The organism is Sphingomonas lycopersici (assembly GCF_026130605.1).
GTDB classification, from domain to species: Bacteria; Pseudomonadota; Alphaproteobacteria; order Sphingomonadales; family Sphingomonadaceae; genus Sphingomonas; species Sphingomonas lycopersici.
In genome coordinates this window covers 122,246-137,850 of the sequence record NZ_JANFAU010000001.1, presented here as the reverse complement: position 1 = coordinate 137,850, position 15,605 = coordinate 122,246, and the positions used below count along the sequence as shown (strand labels likewise).

The window sequence follows — 15,605 nt, the reverse complement described above, 5'->3', positions numbered from 1 at the left end:
CGGGTGACCCATTTTCGGGACGGCGCGGCGCCGGCGCAACTGGGGCAAAGCCTGCGCCGGCGGCATGTCGAGATGATCGCGATCGGCGGGATCATCGGCGCCGGGCTGTTCGTCGGCAGCAGCAGCGCGATCGCGATGGTCGGCCCGGCGGTGATCGTCAGTTATGCGGTCGCCGGGCTGATCGTGCTTTTCGTCATGCGGATGCTGACCGAAATGGCGATGGCGGTGCCCGGGGTACAGGCCTTTCCGGAATTCGCGCGGCTGGGGCTCGGCCATTGGGCGGGCTTCATGAGCGGCTGGCTCTACTGGTATTTCTGGGTCGTGGTGGTCGCGATCGAGGCGATCGCCGGCGCCAATATCATCCACGCCTGGCTGCCGATGTTCGCCGTCTGGCAGATCGGCGTCGCGCTGATGGCGGTGCTGACCGCGGTCAATCTGCTGTCGACCCGCTCTTACGGCGAGTTCGAATTCTGGCTCTCGTCGATCAAGGTCGCCGCGATCCTCGCCTTCATCCTTATCGCGCTGGGCTATGTGACCGGGCTGACCAATCCGGCGGGGCCGACCTTCGCGAACCTCGTCGCGCGCGGCGGCTTCGCGCCGCACGGGTGGCCGGCGGTGCTGGCGGGCGTCACCAGCGTCATCTTCGCGCTGACCGGGGCGGAGATCGCGACGATCGCGGCGGCCGAATCGACCGAATCCTCGGGAATGATCGCGCGGATGACCAGCACCGTCGCGCTTCGCATCCTGATCTTCTACGTGCTGTCGATCGGGCTGATCGTCGCCGCGGTGCCGTGGACGGCGATCGTGCCGGGGATTTCGCCCTTCACCACCGCGCTGGCGACGATCGGCATCCCCGGCGGGGCGTGGATCATGAGCGCGATCGTGCTGGTGGCGGTGCTGTCGTGTCTCAACTCGGGGCTCTACGTCACCTCGCGCGTGCTGTTCGCATTGGCGGCGAGCGGCGATGCGCCGCAGGCGCTGGTGCGGGTCGGCCGGCGCAAGGTGCCGACGCGGGCGATCCTCATCGCGAGCATCTTCAGCTATGGCGCGCTCGCGGCGTCGGTCCTGTCGCCGACTCTGGTCTTCACCTTTCTGGTCAACGCCTCGGGCGCGATCATGCTGGTGATCTACCTGCTGATCGCAGCCTCGCAATTGCGGCTGCGCGCGCGGCTGGAGCGCGAGACCCCCGAGCGGCTTGCGATCCGCATGTGGTTTCATCCCTGGGGATCGCTCGCCGCGATCGCGGCGATGGCGGCGGTTCTCGCGACAATGGCGCTGACCCCGGACCTCTCAGCGCAATTCTACGCCAGCCTCGCGCCGATCCTCATGATCGGTCTCGCCCTCTCGCTGGTCCGCCGCCGCCGGAAAGCCCGCGGCGCGAGCGCTGCTACTTCGCCCGCCCGGCGCTCGGCTTCGCGATCTTGATCGCATCGAGGGCCGCCGGATCGGCGATCGCTGCGGCGGGGACGTCGCCGCCGTTCACCTTCTGGAAGAAGACGACGAGCGCGATCGCCTCGGCCGGCTTGAGCGACCCCGGATCGTCCATCGGCATCGTCGAGACGATCTCGTCGTACAAGGCACGCGCGGGGCGGCCGTTCCAGTGCGACCAATAAGCCTCGGCGGCCAGCGCCGGGCCGCCGCCGCCGGTGAGCTTCGCGCCGTGGCACGCCGCGCAGCGGCCGGCATAGGTCTGCGCGCCCGCGGCGGCTTGTTGCTCGCCGCTTGCCGGCCCGGTCTGCGCCGACGAGACGCCGGCGAGAAGCAACATCCCGCCCAGCCCGGCGATCATCTTCCGCTGCACAAATCCCTCCTGCTCGTTATCGCTGCGCTGCGCGGGCGGCTACTTTCGGGGTCAGGCGCACGAGCTTGCCGGGGTTGGCATCCTCGACCGCCCACAAGGCGCCGTCGGGCGCTTCGGCGATGTCGCGCACGCGGAAGCCCAGCGCCCAGCGCTCGGCCGGTTTCGCCTTGCCCGCCGCGTCGAAGGTGACGCGGTTGAGCGACATGCTCCCCAATCCGCTGATCAGTGCCGAGCCGCGCCACCCGCGGAACAGCGCGCCGTGATAGAACATAAGATTGCCCGGCGCGATCACCGGGGTCCAATAGATCACCGGCTTTTGCAGATCGGGGCGCGTGTCGGGGTTGGGGATCGGCACGCCGTCGTAATTGACCGCATAGGATACGAGCGGCCAGCCGTAATTCTTCCCCGGCTCGATCAGGTTGAGCTCGTCGCCGCCCTTGGGCCCGTGCTCCACTTCCCACAACCGCCCGTCGGGCGCGAAGGCGAGGCCGTAAGGGGTGCGATGCCCGCTCGTCCAGATTTCCGCGGGCGCCTGGTTGATGCCGGGCACCTTATAGGTCTGGATGACCGGGGCGGTCTTCGCCGCCTCGGTATCCTTGGGCGGATCGATCAGCGTCAGCGTCGCAGCACCCGCGCGGCCTGCCCCCGGATTGCCCGGCGCGGGCTTGCCGTCGAGCGTCAGCCGCAGGATCTTGCCGAGCGGGCTATCGGGGTTCTGCGCCGGGGTCATGCGCTGGCGATCGCCGACGGTGAGGAAGAGGTATTTGTGATCGGGCGAGAAAGCGACCGCCGCGCCGAACTGCCCGCCTTTGCCCCTGGGCAGGTCGCGCCAGATCACGTTGAGATGATCGAGCCGCGCCTTGCCCCCTTCGATCACCAGTTTCGCATGCGCGAGCGCAAGGCCCGAGCCGCCCTCGCCGGGCTCGGCATAGGTCAGGTAGATGCCGTGATCGGCGGCAAAGGTCGGCGCGGTATAGACGCCGAGCATCCCGCCCTGTCCCTTGAAGAGCACCGCGGGGGCGCCCGCGACCGGCACCTTTGCGCCCTTTTGCGTGACGAGCCACAGCCCGCCCGGCTTTTCGGTGACGAGCATCCGGCCGTCGGGCAGAAAGGCGATGCGCCACGGCGTGTTGAAGGTCGCGACCTGGGTGACCGTGAAGGGGAGCGAGGCCTCCGGCTTGATCGCGCCGGCGTTGATCTGCGCCGCGAGCGGGGTGGCGGTCAATGCCATCAGGGCGGCGGCGATGGCGGGCATCGACCGGTCGATCGGAAAATGGTTCATGCGGACTCGCCTATGTCTCTTTTACGGGAAGGGAATTTGCTGCAGCGAGGTCTCTATCGCATCTGCGCCCGCTTGTCCCAATAGGGAGAAATCGGCGGTCGAGACGATCGCGCGCTTGCCGAGCACCGCGACCGAGGTGGGGTTCTTCGGCAGCCCTTCGGCGATCGTGCGGACCGCTGCACGATCGCCCGTGACGATGAGCTCGTCGATCCGGCCGCCGCCCTCGGCGAGCGCGAAGCGGTTGCGGCCGATCGCGCGCATCCCGTCGGGGCGTTCGAGCGGTTGCGAGAGGGTGATTGGCTGGATCGTTGCCGGACCGTTGCCACTATCGGTCGCGATGCGGAAAAGCTTGCCGCCGCGGAAGGTGTTGACCAGCAAGGCGCCGTCATCGAGCAGCGCGATCCCGTCGACCGAGGCGAGCGCCGGATCGGCCGAGATCACGGTGAACGCCTCCGCGCCGGGGCGCAGCCGCAGGACGCGCCCGCCCGCGAAATCGGTCGCATAGACCGTGCCGTCGGTAGCGACCGTCATGTCGTTGCAGCCGCCGTCGAACGGATAGCGCCGGCGCTCCGTGCCCGTCGCGAGATCGAAGGCGCGGATCGAGGCCGGCCCCTTGGCGCCCTGCGGGCCGGGGGCATAGGTGCAGGCCCAGAGCATATTGCGGCGATCATCGGCGAAAAGCCCCATCACCCGGCTCGCCTCTTCGGGGCGGAGCGTGATCCACGGCGTCGCGACGGCCGCGCGCGGCGCGGCGCGATAGATCACCGCCTTATGGACATTGCCGGCGAAGATCGTGCCGTCGCGGCTTGCGGTCAGGCTTTCGGGGAAGACCCCGCGATCGGCGATGCGGATCGCGGGCGATCCCGGCGGCTGCGCCGCGATCGCGATACTCCAGGCGGCGGCGGCAAGAATGATCGGCTTGAGCATCGTCCCCATCTCGCATCATCCGCGCCGGATGCCGAGCAAAAAAAGGGCATGAAACCGCCGGCGGTGGTTGGGAGGGAATGGGCCGGCGGTCTCATGCCCAGTGCGCTACATTCCCTTGCCGGTGCGCGAATAGATCACATAATATTTGGTATAGCCCTCGGTATCCCATTTGCCGCGCCATTCCGCGGGAAGGATCACCGCATCACCGGCTTCGAGCTTGGTCACCGTGCCGTCGAGCGAGGTCAGCGTCACGCTGCCGCTGGTGAAGAGCATGAATTCGTCGACGCCGTAATCGCGTTTGGTGGCGTCGAAATGGCTCGGCCCGGATTTATACATGCCGCTTTCGAATTTCTGGTCGCTCGACTTCATGACGATATTGTCGAGCGTGGTATTCGCGCCGTGCGATTCCTTGACGACTTTCGGCTGGCTGAAGATCGGCCCGGCGGCATCTCCCTTGGAAATCTTGTGCGGGTGAATGACCTCGGCCGAAGCGGTGCCGAAGCCGACGGCGGCGGCGGCCGAAATCAGTGATAGTGCGATGCGCATGACGGCGATTTCCTTCGGGAATGGAGCGATGATCATTGGCGATAGGCGATCGTCAGCCCGATCGTCCGCGGGCGCAGCGTCTCCTGCGTGAAGAGCAGCGAATCCCTGTTCTGGTGGCTGTAGCCGATCCGCGGGGTCGCGTTCAGCAGATTGTCCGCGAAGATCGAGACGTTGAGGCCGCCGATGACCGCGCCCATCCGCATCGTGACCTGGGTCCGCGCGCTATCGGCCAGCGCCAGCGGATCGTAGGACTGATTGCGCGGATCGCGGCTCTGCGTCATCCGGCGGAGCTCGTTCTGGTAGGAAACGTCGCCGCGGATATAGAAATCGGTCTCGCCGACCGGGAAATCATATTGCCCGCCGAGCGAGAAGGTCCACGGCGGGCCGCCGATCGCATCGCCGGCCGAGACCACCGGGCTGCTCGATCCGAACGCCAGCGTCTGGGTGTAGACGGCATCGGTATAACCCACCGACGCATCGATCGAGAGGCCGTGTATCGGCATGACGGTCAATTGCAGATCGAAGCCGCGGCTGCGCGCCTGGCCAAGATTGCCGGTGAACTGGATGCCGCACGAATTGAGATTGACGCTCTGCTGGATGCCCTTCCACTTGATCGTATAGGCGGACACGGCGATCTGGAGCTTATTGTCGAACAGCTTGTTCTTGCTGCCGATTTCGAAGCTGCTGACGGTATCCGACTTATAGCTGTCGGGCGAGGAGGTGAGCCCAAGCTGCTTGAGATCGGGGGCGCAGGCGTTGAACGGAACCGGCGCATTGGCGCCGCCCGGGCGGAAGCCCTTGGCCCAGGTCGCGTAGAGCAGGTTGTTGTTGTCGACCTGCCAGTTGACCCCGACCTTCGGGGTGACCGGGGTTTCCGATGCCTCGCCGGCGCCGGTGGTGCGCGCGCCGTTCTGCGAGCCATCCGAGAAGTTCACGAACGAGAATTTGGTATGCGCGACGCGAACGCCGCCGCTGATCTTCACTCCCGCAAGCAACTCATAGGTCATGTCGAGGAAACCGGCGATCTGGCTGTCGGTGCCCTTGGTGCTGGTGATATAGCTGTCTTGTCCGTAGAGCGGATAGCCGAAGAAATCCTCGAGGCTCTGCCCGAACACTGCGTTGAAGAAATCGTTGCCCTGCGGATCGACGAGTTCCTCGATGCTCCGCTGCACCGAATGCTGGTAGAAAGCGCCGATGACCCATTTGAAGCGTGCGTCGGGGTTGGCCGACTGCAGACGGATTTCCTGGGTCCAGATCTTCTGGGTGTTGGTCACCTTCGACGGGCTGAGATAGCGCGGCAGCGCCGGATTGACTCCGGTCGGGGTCAGGAACGGGAAAAAGGCCTGTCCGGGAACGCCGCCGTCCTGAAAGCCGCAGCCGCTCTCGTAGCAATCCTGATAATAAGACAGGTTGTAGAGTGTTCCGTCATACCCGGTATAGTTGGTTCGGCTGAAATAAGACGTGTTCGAGATGAACGATATACTGTCGGTATCGTACCGGATATTGAGCGTCGGAAGAATATATCTGTCCTTCGATCCGCGATATTCCGGCGAGCCGCTCCTGAAATCGCCGTTGGCGATATTGGAGATCGCCGGAAAGAAACTGTCGGTCATGTGCGTCGTGCGTTGCTGCCACAGGATCGACGGGGTGATCAGCAAGCCCTCGGTCGGCTGCCATGCCAGCGCGCCGCGCAGCACGGTGACATCGCCGTAATTGATGTTCTTATTGTCGATCTGGTTGGTCTTGTAATCGACATGATCGATATAGCCGCCGTCGCGGCGATGCCACGCGCTCAGCCGCACGCCGAGCTTGTCGGTGATGATCGGTGTGCCGATCGCGGAGCCGATCTCATAGCTTACGCCGCCGCCCTGCGTCGCCGAAATCTCGGCGCGGTCATAGGTGCCGAAGGTGGTGAGGCTCGGTTGCGGGGTGATGTAGCGTACGGTGCCGCCCTCCGACCCCGCGCCGAACAACGTGCCCTGCGGCCCGCGCAATACTTCGACGCGATCGAGATCGAAGATCGCCGGCGCGGAATTGTCTGCGCTGAAGCCGAGATTACGCATCTGGATCGGCGTATCGTCGATATAGATACCGGTGGTCCCCGATCCCGCGCCAGACGAAATGCCGCGAATACTGATCTGGTTGCCGTCGGAATTGAAGCGGACGCCGGGCGTGAAGCGCGCGACTTCGTTGAAGCTCTTCATCCCTTTCGAGTCCATGCTCTGCTGGGAGAAGGCGCTGATGCTGATCGGCACCTTGGAGATGAACTGCGCCTGGCGCGTCGCGGTGACGACGATCTCGCCCGGATTTCTGTCGCTGGCGGCGGTTTGCGCGGGCGGGGCGCTTTGCGCGCTGTCATCGGTCGTGTCGGGCGATGCGACGGTCTGTGCGACGCTCGGCAGCGGCAAGGCCGCGGTTGCCAGAAGAATCCACTTGTCCAGGCGCATGTTAGTCCCCCTTCGGATCGCTGTTTTTCGTTGAGCTCGGCGATTGTTCGACCGGCGTACGCAACTTCCCCATCAAGAATCGGCGGTCGCACGAACGATAATGACACATAATTGTGATCACAAGTCAATTGTGATCACAAACTGCCCGAAAAGGGGCGTTGTGGCGAGGTGGCCCGACTCGATCGAAACCTGCGCTTTTCTGCGATTTTGTCGGCAGATATGCGCGAAGTCATCGGGGGTGGCGGGCGGGGTCGCGAGGGTCTGACGAGGCGTCGGTGCCCGAAAAGCTCGCTCACTTCACGCTTGATTTGCATTATGTGATCACAGTATGCGCTGACAACCGATGCCGAACCCGGCCGGATCACCGGCCGCGTCACGCGGCATCGCGAGCATCCGACCGGAGGGCCAGTGACCAACGCCGATCTTCTCAAGCGCCGCGAAGCGGCCGTGCCGCGCGGGGTCGCGACCGCGACCCCGGTTTTCGCGGGCAAAGCCGCCAATGCCGAATTGTGGGATGTCGAGGGGCGTCGCTTCATCGATTTCGTCGGCGGCATCGCGGTGCTCAACGTCGGGCATCGCCACCCGAAGATCGTCGCGGCGGTGGCCGACCAGCTCGATCTCTATTCGCACACCGCGTTCCAGGTCGTCGCCTATGAGCCTTATGTCGCGCTCGCTGAGCGGCTCAACGCGCTCGCGCCGATGTCGGGCGCGGCCAAGACGATCTTCTTCTCGACCGGGGCCGAGGCGACCGAGAATGCGGTCAAGATCGCGCGCGCCGCGACCCGGCGCAGCGGCGTGATCGCGTTTCGCGGCGGGTTCCACGGCCGTACGCTCTTCGCCTCCGCGCTGACCGGCAAGGTCGCGCCGTACAAGCAGCAATTCGGCGTGATGCCGCCGGGGGTGTTCCACGCGCCGTTCCCCGATGCCGAGGCGGGGATATCGAGCGAGGCGAGCCTTGCCGCGCTCGATGATCTGTTCGCGGCGGATATCGCGCCGCACGATGTCGCCGCGATCATCATCGAGCCGGTGCAGGGCGAGGGCGGGTTCCGCATCGCGCCGGTCGACTTCGTCCGGCAATTGCGCGCGATCTGCGACCGGCACGGCATCCTGCTGATCGCCGACGAGGTGCAGACCGGGTTCGCGCGCACCGCGCGGATGTTCGCGATCGAACATTATGGGGTCGAGCCCGATCTGATGGCGGTGGCCAAATCGATGGGCGGCGGCTTCCCGCTCTCCGGGGTGATCGGGCGCGCCGCTATCATGGACAGCGTCGAGCCCGGCGGGCTCGGCGGCACCTATGCCGGCTCGCCGATCGCCTGCGCGGCGGGGCATGCGGTGCTCGACGTGATCGCGGAGGAGCGGCTGCTCGATCGTGCCGAGGCGATCGGCGCGATCGCCCAACGTCATCTCGAGCAACTGGCGGCGCGCAACGATACGCCGCCGATCACCGGCATCCGTCGCCTTGGCGCGATGATCGCGTTCGATCTTCCCGACGCCGCGACGACCAAGGCGCTGTGCGGTGCGGCGCTGTCGCGCGGGCTGATCCTGCTGAGCTGCGGCGTCGAGGGGCGCACGATCCGCATCCTCGTGCCACTGACGGTGAGCGACGCCGTGCTCGACGAAGGGCTGGCGATCCTGGGTGAAGCGCTGGCGGAGACCAGGGGATGATCGCCGATCTGCTCGGCCGCCGCGATCTGCTGCGCGGCGCCGGCTATATCGACGGCCAATGGATCGATCGCGACGACCGGTTCGACGTGACCAACCCCGCCGACGACAGCGTCATCGCATCGGTCGCCCGGCTCGGCCGCGCCGAGGCGCTCCGCGCGGTCGATGCCGCGGAAAGGGCGCTCCCGGCGTGGCGCGCCCTGCCGGCCAAGGCGCGGTCGGTGATCCTCAGGCGCTGGCACGATCTGATCCTCGCGCATGGCGACGATCTCGCGCGGCTGCTGACCGCGGAACAGGGCAAGCCGCTAGCGGAGGCGAAAGGCGAGATCGCTTATGCCGCGTCGTTCGTCGAATGGTTCGCCGAGGAGGCCAAGCGCGCCAACGGCGATGTCATTCCCGGGCCGACCGCGACGCGGCGGCTGGTGGTCGTCAAGCAGCCGGTCGGCATCGTCGGCGCGATCACCCCGTGGAATTTCCCCGCGGCGATGATCACCCGCAAGGTCGCGCCGGCGCTGGCGGTGGGATGCACCGTCGTGCTCAAGCCGTCCGAACTGACCCCGCTCACCGCCTTTGCGCTCGCCGTGCTGGCGGACGAAGCGGGCATCCCGGCCGGGGTGTTCAACATCGTCGCGGGCGACGCGCCGGCGATCGGCGAGGTGCTGACCGGCGATCCGCGCGTGCGCAAATTCACCTTCACCGGATCGACCCCGGTGGGCAAGATGCTCGCGGCGCGATGCGCGGGAACGGTCAAGCGCGTCTCGCTCGAACTCGGCGGCAACGCGCCGCTGATCATCTTTCCCGACGCCGATCTCGACAATGCGATCGAGGGGGCGATGGCGGCCAAGTTCCGTAACACCGGGCAGACCTGCGTCTGCGCCAATCGGATCTACGTCCACCGCGATATCTATGACGATGTCGCGCATGCGCTGGCCGAGCGGGTCGCGTTGCTGCGCACCGGCGCGGGGCTGGGCGGCGCGACCGATGCGGGGCCGTTGATCAACCGGGCGGCGGTCGAAAAGGTCGAGCGGCATGTCGCGGATGCGCGTGCCGGCGGCGGGCGGGTGCTGACCGGCGGGGCGCGCATCGGCGATCGCGGGAATTTCTACGCGCCGACGGTGATGGCCGACGTTTCGCCTGACGCGCTGCTGTGCCGCGAGGAGACGTTCGGCCCGCTCGCCGCGCTCGTCCCGTTCGACAGCGAGGCGCAGGTGATCGATTATGCCAACAGCGGTTCGGCCGGCCTCGCCGCCTATTTCTACACCCGCGATGCCAGCCGGATCTGGCGGATGGGCGAGGCGCTCGATTACGGCATGGTCGGCATCAACACCGGGCTGATCTCGACCGAGGTCGCGCCGTTCGGCGGGATGAAGGAATCGGGCCTCGGCCGCGAAGGCTCGCATTACGGGACCGCCGAATTCCTCGATATCAAATTGCTCTGCCAGGAGATCGCGCCGGCCTGATCGCGTCGCGGCATCAAAACGTTCAAGGAGAGGGTTCAATGCGCATCGGTGTGCCCAAGGAAATCAAGACCCACGAATATCGCGTCGGCCTGACCCCGTTCGCGGTGCGCGAATATGTCGCGCACGGCCATGATGTGATGATCGAGAAGGGCGCGGGAACCGGGATCGGCGCGTCCGATGCCGAATACCAGCGCGCCGGCGCGCGCATCGTCGATAGCGCGGCGGAGATCTTCGCCACCGCCGAGATGATCGTCAAGGTGAAGGAGCCGCAGGCGGCCGAATGGTCGCAGCTGCGCGAAGGGCAGATATTGTTCACCTATCTCCACCTCGCGCCCGATCCCGATCAGGCCAACGGTCTGCTCGAATCGGGGGTTACCGCGGTCGCTTATGAAACGGTCACCGACGATCGCGGCGCGCTGCCGCTGCTGGCGCCGATGAGCGAGGTCGCCGGGCGGCTGTCGATCGAGGCGGCGGGCGATGCGCTCAAGCGGCATTCGGGCGGGCGCGGGCTGTTGCTCGGCGGGGTGCCGGGGGTGCGGCCGGCGCGCGTCGTGGTGCTGGGCGGCGGCGTCGTCGGCACGCATGCCGCGCGGATGGCGGTCGGGCTCGGCGCCGAGGTGACGGTGATCGACCGGTTCATTCCCCGGCTGCGCGAACTCGACGAATTGTTCGGCGGGCGGGTGCGCACCCGCGTCTCGACGATCGACGCGGTGGAATCGGAGATCGCAGACGCCGATGCAGTGATCGGCGCGGTGCTGATCGCGGGCGCCAGCGCGCCGCGGCTCGTCACCCGCGCGATGCTGTCGCTGATGAAGCCGGGGGCGGTGGTGGTCGACGTCGCGATCGATCAGGGTGGCTGTTTCGAGACCTCGCACGCGACGACGCACGCCGATCCCACCTATGTCGTCGATAATATCGTGCATTATTGCGTGGCCAACATGCCCGGCGCGGTGCCGCTGACGTCGAGCTTCGCGCTCAACAACGCGACGCTGCCTTACGGGCTCGCGCTCGCCGACGGCGGGGTGGAGGCAATCCGGCGCAATCCGGGGCTCGCCGCCGGGCTCAACCTGCATCGCGGGACCGTCTTCAACCAGGCGGTCGGCGCCAGCCTCAACCTGCCGTGGAAGCGGCCGGACGCGCTGGCGGCATAGGCCGGTGCGGACGCCCGCTTGCTTGACAATAGCGGACCCTTGCCAAAGGATGTCCGACCAATGTGATCACAGATTTTGGAGAGCCGTATGAGCGACGAGCGCGCAAAGGATCGCGGCGAGGATCGCGATCTCGGCATGGGGCGCAGGATCGAGCGACGCGATTTCCTGCAAGGCATGCCGATCGCCGCGCTTGCCGTGGGGCTCGCGCCGCAACTCGCCGAGGCCGCGGCGGTGGAGCGCGCGGCGCAGGATCGTCCCGGCTATTATCCGCCCGCGCTCACCGGGATGCGCGGCAGCCACCCCGGTTCGTTCGAGGATGCGCATGCGCTGCGCGACGGGGACGCGGTGGGAAGCAAGCCGGTCGATACCGGCGAGGTCTATGATCTCGTCGTGGTCGGGGCGGGGATCAGCGGCCTCACCGCCGCGCATTTCTACCGCGAAGCCGCGGGCAAGGGCGCGCGCATCCTGATCCTCGACAATCACGACGATTTCGGCGGGCACGCCAAGCGCAACGAATTCGCCGTCGGCGGCCGCCAGCTGATCATGAACGGCGGCACGATGGGGATCGAAAGCCCGACGCCCTATAGCGCGGTGGCGGACGGGGTCATGAAGACGCTCGGGATACGCCCCGAAGAGCTGGCCAAGGCGTCCGACGATCACGATCTGTATAGCGGGCTCGGGCTCGGCGCGGGGGTATTCTTCGACAAGGAGACCTTCGGCGAGGACAGGCTCGTGCGCAGCCCCGGCGGTCGTCGCGGGCCGAAATCGCGCGAGGGTTATGCGGCGTTTCTCGCCGAGGCGCCGCTGTCGGCGGCGGTCCGCCGCGACATCCTCGATATCGAGACGGGCGATACCGATTATCTGCCGGGGCTGTCGTCGGACGAGAAGAAGGATCGCCTGTCGCGCATCAGCTATCGCGATTTCCTGTTGCAGCATGCGAAGTCCGATCCGGGCGTCATCGCTTTCTACCAGCACCAGACCGACGGGCTTTGGGGGTGCGGGATCGACGCGGTATCGGCGCTCGATTGCTGGGGCAGCGGCCTTTCGGGGTTCCAGGGGCTGAAGCTCGCGCCGGGCGCCACCCCGCGGATGGGCTATACGCCGGGCGGCTATGCGGCGACCGGCGGTTCCTACGAATTCCATTTCCCCGACGGCAACGCCTCGATCGCGCGGCTGCTGGTGCGTCATCTGATCCCGGCGGCGATCCCGGCGGATAGCGCGGAAGGCATCGTTACCGCGCGCGCGGATTATGGCCAGCTCGATCGGCCGGGCAATGCGGTGCGGATCCGGCTTTCCAGCATCGTCGTCAATGCGGCCAACACCAGCCCCAATGGCCGGACCGGGGCGGCGGTCATCTATCGGCGGTTCGGCAAGACCTATCGCGTGCGCGCCAAGCATGTCGTGCTGGCGTCGTGGAACATGATGATCCCCTATATCTGCCCCGAGCTGCCCGAGGCGCAGAAGGCGGCGCTGCATTATCTGATCAAGACGCCGCTGGTCTATACCACCGTCGCGCTGCGCAACTGGCAGGCTTTCGCCAAATTGGGCGTCGCCAATGTCTCGTGTCCGGGCGGCTATCATACCGATTTCGGCCTGATGCAGGCGCAGCATATCGGGCGCTATCAGACCCCGCGTTCGCCCGACGAGCCGATCCTCGTCCATATGACGCGCACTCCGGCGAAACCGGGCCTCCCCGAACGCCAGCAGCATCAGGTGGGGCGGATGGATCTGCTCACCACCCCGCTCGAAACCTTCGAGCGCAACATCCGCAGCCAGATGGCGAGGGCGATGGCCGGAAGCGGGTTCGATCCGGCGCGCGATATCGTCGGGATCACGGTCAATCGCTGGCCGCACGGCTATGCGCCCGAATATAATTCGCTGGTCGACCCTGACGAAGGGCTTCCACTCAAGGCGGCGCGCGCGCGCTTCGGTGCGATCACAATCGCCAATGCGGATTCGGGCGGCGGCGCCTATACCGACGTGGCGATGGATCAGGCGCACCGCGCGGTCTCGGAGCTGCTGGGTTGAGTATTGTGCGGGTCATTGACTCAAACAGTGATCACAGTTAGATCGTGTAACAGGGGCGCGACGCCGCGCCCCGTCGGGAGAAAGGCTTAATGGAACGACCGGTGCTCGGCGTGGTGTGTTGCACGCGCACGATCGGCGAGGAGCGGGCGCAGGCGGTGATGGAACGCTATGTAGCGGCGGCGATATCCTATGCGGATGCGGCGGCGTTGCTCGTTCCCTCGCTGCCCTCGCTGATGACGGCGCGGGAAGTCGCGCCGCGCATCGACGGGCTGTTATTGACCGGCAGCCCCTCGAACGTCGCGCCCGCGCTTTACGGGCAGGCCGATGCGGTCGACGCGGAAGGGCCGTTCGACGCCGCACGCGATACGATGACGCGCGATCTGGTCGATGCCTGCCTCGCGCTGCAAAAGCCGGTGTTCGGCATTTGTCGCGGGTTGCAGGAGCTCAACGTCGCATTCGGCGGCACGCTGCGCCGCGATACCAGCAAGGCGGCGGAGCTGCTGCCGCATCACGCCCCGGCGGATGCCGATTGGGACGGGATGTTCGGGCACGGCCATGATGTCGCGCTGGCCGAGGGCGGCGTGCTGCGGCGCGCGATCGGGCAGGATCGCCTGTGGGTCAATTCGGTCCATTTCCAGGGCATCGACCAACTCGGCGCCGGTTTGCGGGTCGAGGCGACCGCGCCCGACGGGATGATCGAGGCGTTTTCGGCGCGGGTGAACGGCGCGCCGGTGCTCGCGGTGCAATGGCATCCCGAATGGCAGACCGAGGCGAGCCCACAATCGCAAACATATTTCCGGCTGCTCGGCAGCGCCCTGCGCGGCGAACTTGAAGAATTCAACTGAGGATACGTCCAGTGGCTCTCAAAAATTATAATGTGGCTGAACTTCGCCGTCTCGATGTCGAGCATCATCTTGCCGCGCAGCAGGATCACGGGATGATGCGCGATATCGGCGGCGCGCGGATCATCACCCGCGCGGACGGCTGCTATATTCGCGACGCGGAAGGGAATGCGATCCTCGATGCTATGGCGGGGCTGTGGTGCGTCCAGGTCGGCTACGGGCGCAAGGAACTGGCCAATGCCGCTTATGAGCAGATGCTCGAACTGCCTTATTACAATACGTTCTTCAAAACGGCATCGCCGCCGACGATCGAACTGGCGAGCAAGATCGCGGGTCTATTGGGGGGCAACCTCAGCCACGTCTTCTTCAACAGTTCCGGGTCGGAGGCGATCGACACGATCATCCGCATGGCGCGCTTCTACTGGCAGGCGAAGGGGCAGCCCGAACGGCATGTGATCATCGCGCGCGAGAACGGCTATCACGGCTCGACGATCGCCGGGGCGAGCCTCGGCGGGATGCGCGCGATGCATGCCCAGGGCGGGCCGTGGGTTCCCGGGATCGAGCATATCCGCCAGCCGTATCTGTTCAACGACGGTTTCGGCGAAGATCCGCGCGCGTTCGGCGAGGCCGCGGCGGATGCGCTCGAGCAGAAGATCCTCGAAGTGGGGCCGGAGCGCGTCGCGGCGTTCATCGGGGAGCCGGTGCAGGGCGCCGGCGGGGTGATCATTCCCCCCGAAACCTATTGGCCGCGGGTCGAGGCGATCTGCCGCAAATACGGCATCCTGCTGGTCAGCGACGACGTCATCTGCGGTTTCGGCCGGCTCGGCCAGTGGTTCGGCTTCCAGCATTTCGGCATCAAGCCCGATCTTGTGTCGATGGCCAAGGGGATGTCATCGGGCTATCTGCCGATCTCGGCCGTGGGGGTTGCTGATCATATCGTCGAGGTGCTGCGCGCGGTCGGCGACGATTTCGTTCACGGCTACACCTATTCGGGCCACCCCACCGCCGCCGCGGTGGCGCTCAAGAACATCGAGATCATGGAGAATGAGGATCTCGTACGCCGGACGCGGGAGGATACCGGCCCCTATCTGGCGCGGCGCATGGCGGCGCTCGCCGAGCATCCGCTGGTCGGCGAAGCGCGGTCGCTCGGGCTGATCGGCGCGGTGGAGATCGTGTCCAAGAAGGGAACCAATCAGCGCTTCGGCGGCAGCGAGGGGCCGGCCGGGCGGATCGTGCGCGACATCTGCATCACCAACGGCCTCATGGTACGCGCGGTCCGCGACAGCCTCGTCATGAGCCCGCCGCTGACGATTTCCCACGGCGAAATCGACGACATCGTCGACATTATCGGCAAATCGCTCGACGAGGCGGCGCCCGCTTTGGCCGCGCTGGGATAATCCCGCCGCGCCACCGCCGTTCGCTTCGACGCCCGCGCAATGCGCGGGCGTTTTTCGTT

Annotated in this window: 12 protein-coding genes; 7 read left to right on the top strand and 5 right to left on the bottom strand. The window is 66.4% G+C overall.

The features are described from left to right. The first annotated feature begins 3 nt into the window (after positions 1–3). On the top strand, positions 4–1,425 hold the full coding sequence (locus NED98_RS00535) for an amino acid permease (RefSeq protein ID WP_265311430.1): 1,422 nt from the start codon (positions 4–6) through the stop codon (positions 1,423–1,425). Here NED98_RS00535 and NED98_RS00530 read toward each other — a convergent pair. From NED98_RS00530 to NED98_RS00510, 5 genes are all read right to left on the bottom strand, one after another. Further along, a complete protein-coding gene (locus NED98_RS00530) occupies positions 1,388–1,801 on the bottom strand; it encodes a c-type cytochrome (RefSeq protein WP_265311429.1) in 414 nt (137 codons plus the stop codon). The two genes, NED98_RS00535 and NED98_RS00530, sit on opposite strands and share 38 nt — an antisense overlap. Before the next feature lie 16 nt (positions 1,802–1,817). Then, positions 1,818–3,083, bottom strand: a complete 1,266-nt coding sequence (locus NED98_RS00525; protein WP_265311428.1) for a PQQ-dependent sugar dehydrogenase — start codon at positions 3,081–3,083, stop codon at positions 1,818–1,820. Between the two features lie 21 nt (positions 3,084–3,104). Then, positions 3,105–4,019: an SMP-30/gluconolactonase/LRE family protein gene (locus tag NED98_RS00520; protein WP_265311427.1), complete on the bottom strand. Its 915-nt coding sequence runs from the start codon at positions 4,017–4,019 to the stop codon at positions 3,105–3,107. 96 nt (positions 4,020–4,115) lie between these two features. Further along, positions 4,116–4,556, bottom strand: coding sequence for a cupin domain-containing protein (locus tag NED98_RS00515; RefSeq protein WP_265311426.1), 441 nt, complete (start codon positions 4,554–4,556; stop codon positions 4,116–4,118). A gap of 32 nt (positions 4,557–4,588) precedes the next feature. After that, positions 4,589–7,003, bottom strand: coding sequence for a TonB-dependent receptor (locus tag NED98_RS00510; RefSeq protein WP_265311425.1), 2,415 nt, complete (start codon positions 7,001–7,003; stop codon positions 4,589–4,591). A 408-nt stretch (positions 7,004–7,411) separates the two neighbouring features. On the opposite strand from NED98_RS00510, the gene gabT reads away from it, so the two are divergent. The 6 genes from gabT to NED98_RS00480 all read left to right on the top strand — a co-directional run bounded on the left by gabT (position 7,412) and on the right by NED98_RS00480 (position 15,546). Continuing rightward, a complete protein-coding gene (gabT, locus tag NED98_RS00505) occupies positions 7,412–8,671 on the top strand; it encodes a 4-aminobutyrate--2-oxoglutarate transaminase (RefSeq protein ID WP_265311424.1) in 1,260 nt (419 codons plus the stop codon). Continuing rightward, the gene (locus NED98_RS00500; protein WP_265311423.1) at positions 8,668–10,128 is read left to right on the top strand and encodes an NAD-dependent succinate-semialdehyde dehydrogenase; all 1,461 of its coding nucleotides are present in this window, start codon (positions 8,668–8,670) and stop codon (positions 10,126–10,128) included. The genes gabT and NED98_RS00500 overlap by 4 nt, the downstream gene beginning before the upstream one ends. Positions 10,129–10,166: 38 nt before the next feature. Continuing rightward, the gene (gene ald / locus NED98_RS00495) at positions 10,167–11,279 is read left to right on the top strand and encodes an alanine dehydrogenase (RefSeq protein WP_265311422.1); all 1,113 of its coding nucleotides are present in this window, start codon (positions 10,167–10,169) and stop codon (positions 11,277–11,279) included. Between the two features lie 87 nt (positions 11,280–11,366). Beyond that, entirely contained in the window at positions 11,367–13,307 is a 1,941-nt protein-coding gene (locus NED98_RS00490; protein ID WP_265311421.1) for a flavin monoamine oxidase family protein, read from the top strand. Positions 13,308–13,396: 89 nt separating this feature from the next. Next, positions 13,397–14,152: a gamma-glutamyl-gamma-aminobutyrate hydrolase family protein gene (locus tag NED98_RS00485; protein ID WP_265311420.1), complete on the top strand. Its 756-nt coding sequence runs from the start codon at positions 13,397–13,399 to the stop codon at positions 14,150–14,152. Positions 14,153–14,163: 11 nt separating this feature from the next. Beyond that, entirely contained in the window at positions 14,164–15,546 is a 1,383-nt protein-coding gene (locus tag NED98_RS00480; RefSeq protein ID WP_265311419.1) for an aspartate aminotransferase family protein, read from the top strand. Positions 15,547–15,605: the final 59 nt, after the last annotated feature.

What these genes read in the sequence shown, in the direction of transcription:
- NED98_RS00500 (WP_265311423.1), top strand. Translation starts at nt 8,668, where the DNA reads ATGATCGCCGATCTGCTCGGCCGCCGCGATCTGCTGCGCGGCGCCGGC.
- ald (WP_265311422.1), top strand. Translation starts at nt 10,167, where the DNA reads ATGCGCATCGGTGTGCCCAAGGAAATCAAGACCCACGAATATCGCGTC.
- NED98_RS00515 (WP_265311426.1), bottom strand. Translation starts at nt 4,556, where the DNA reads ATGCGCATCGCACTATCACTGATTTCGGCCGCCGCCGCCGTCGGCTTC.
- NED98_RS00490 (WP_265311421.1), top strand. Translation starts at nt 11,367, where the DNA reads ATGAGCGACGAGCGCGCAAAGGATCGCGGCGAGGATCGCGATCTCGGC.
- NED98_RS00520 (WP_265311427.1), bottom strand. Translation starts at nt 4,019, where the DNA reads ATGGGGACGATGCTCAAGCCGATCATTCTTGCCGCCGCCGCCTGGAGT.
- NED98_RS00510 (WP_265311425.1), bottom strand. Translation starts at nt 7,003, where the DNA reads ATGCGCCTGGACAAGTGGATTCTTCTGGCAACCGCGGCCTTGCCGCTG.
- NED98_RS00485 (WP_265311420.1), top strand. Translation starts at nt 13,397, where the DNA reads ATGGAACGACCGGTGCTCGGCGTGGTGTGTTGCACGCGCACGATCGGC.
- NED98_RS00525 (WP_265311428.1), bottom strand. Translation starts at nt 3,083, where the DNA reads ATGAACCATTTTCCGATCGACCGGTCGATGCCCGCCATCGCCGCCGCC.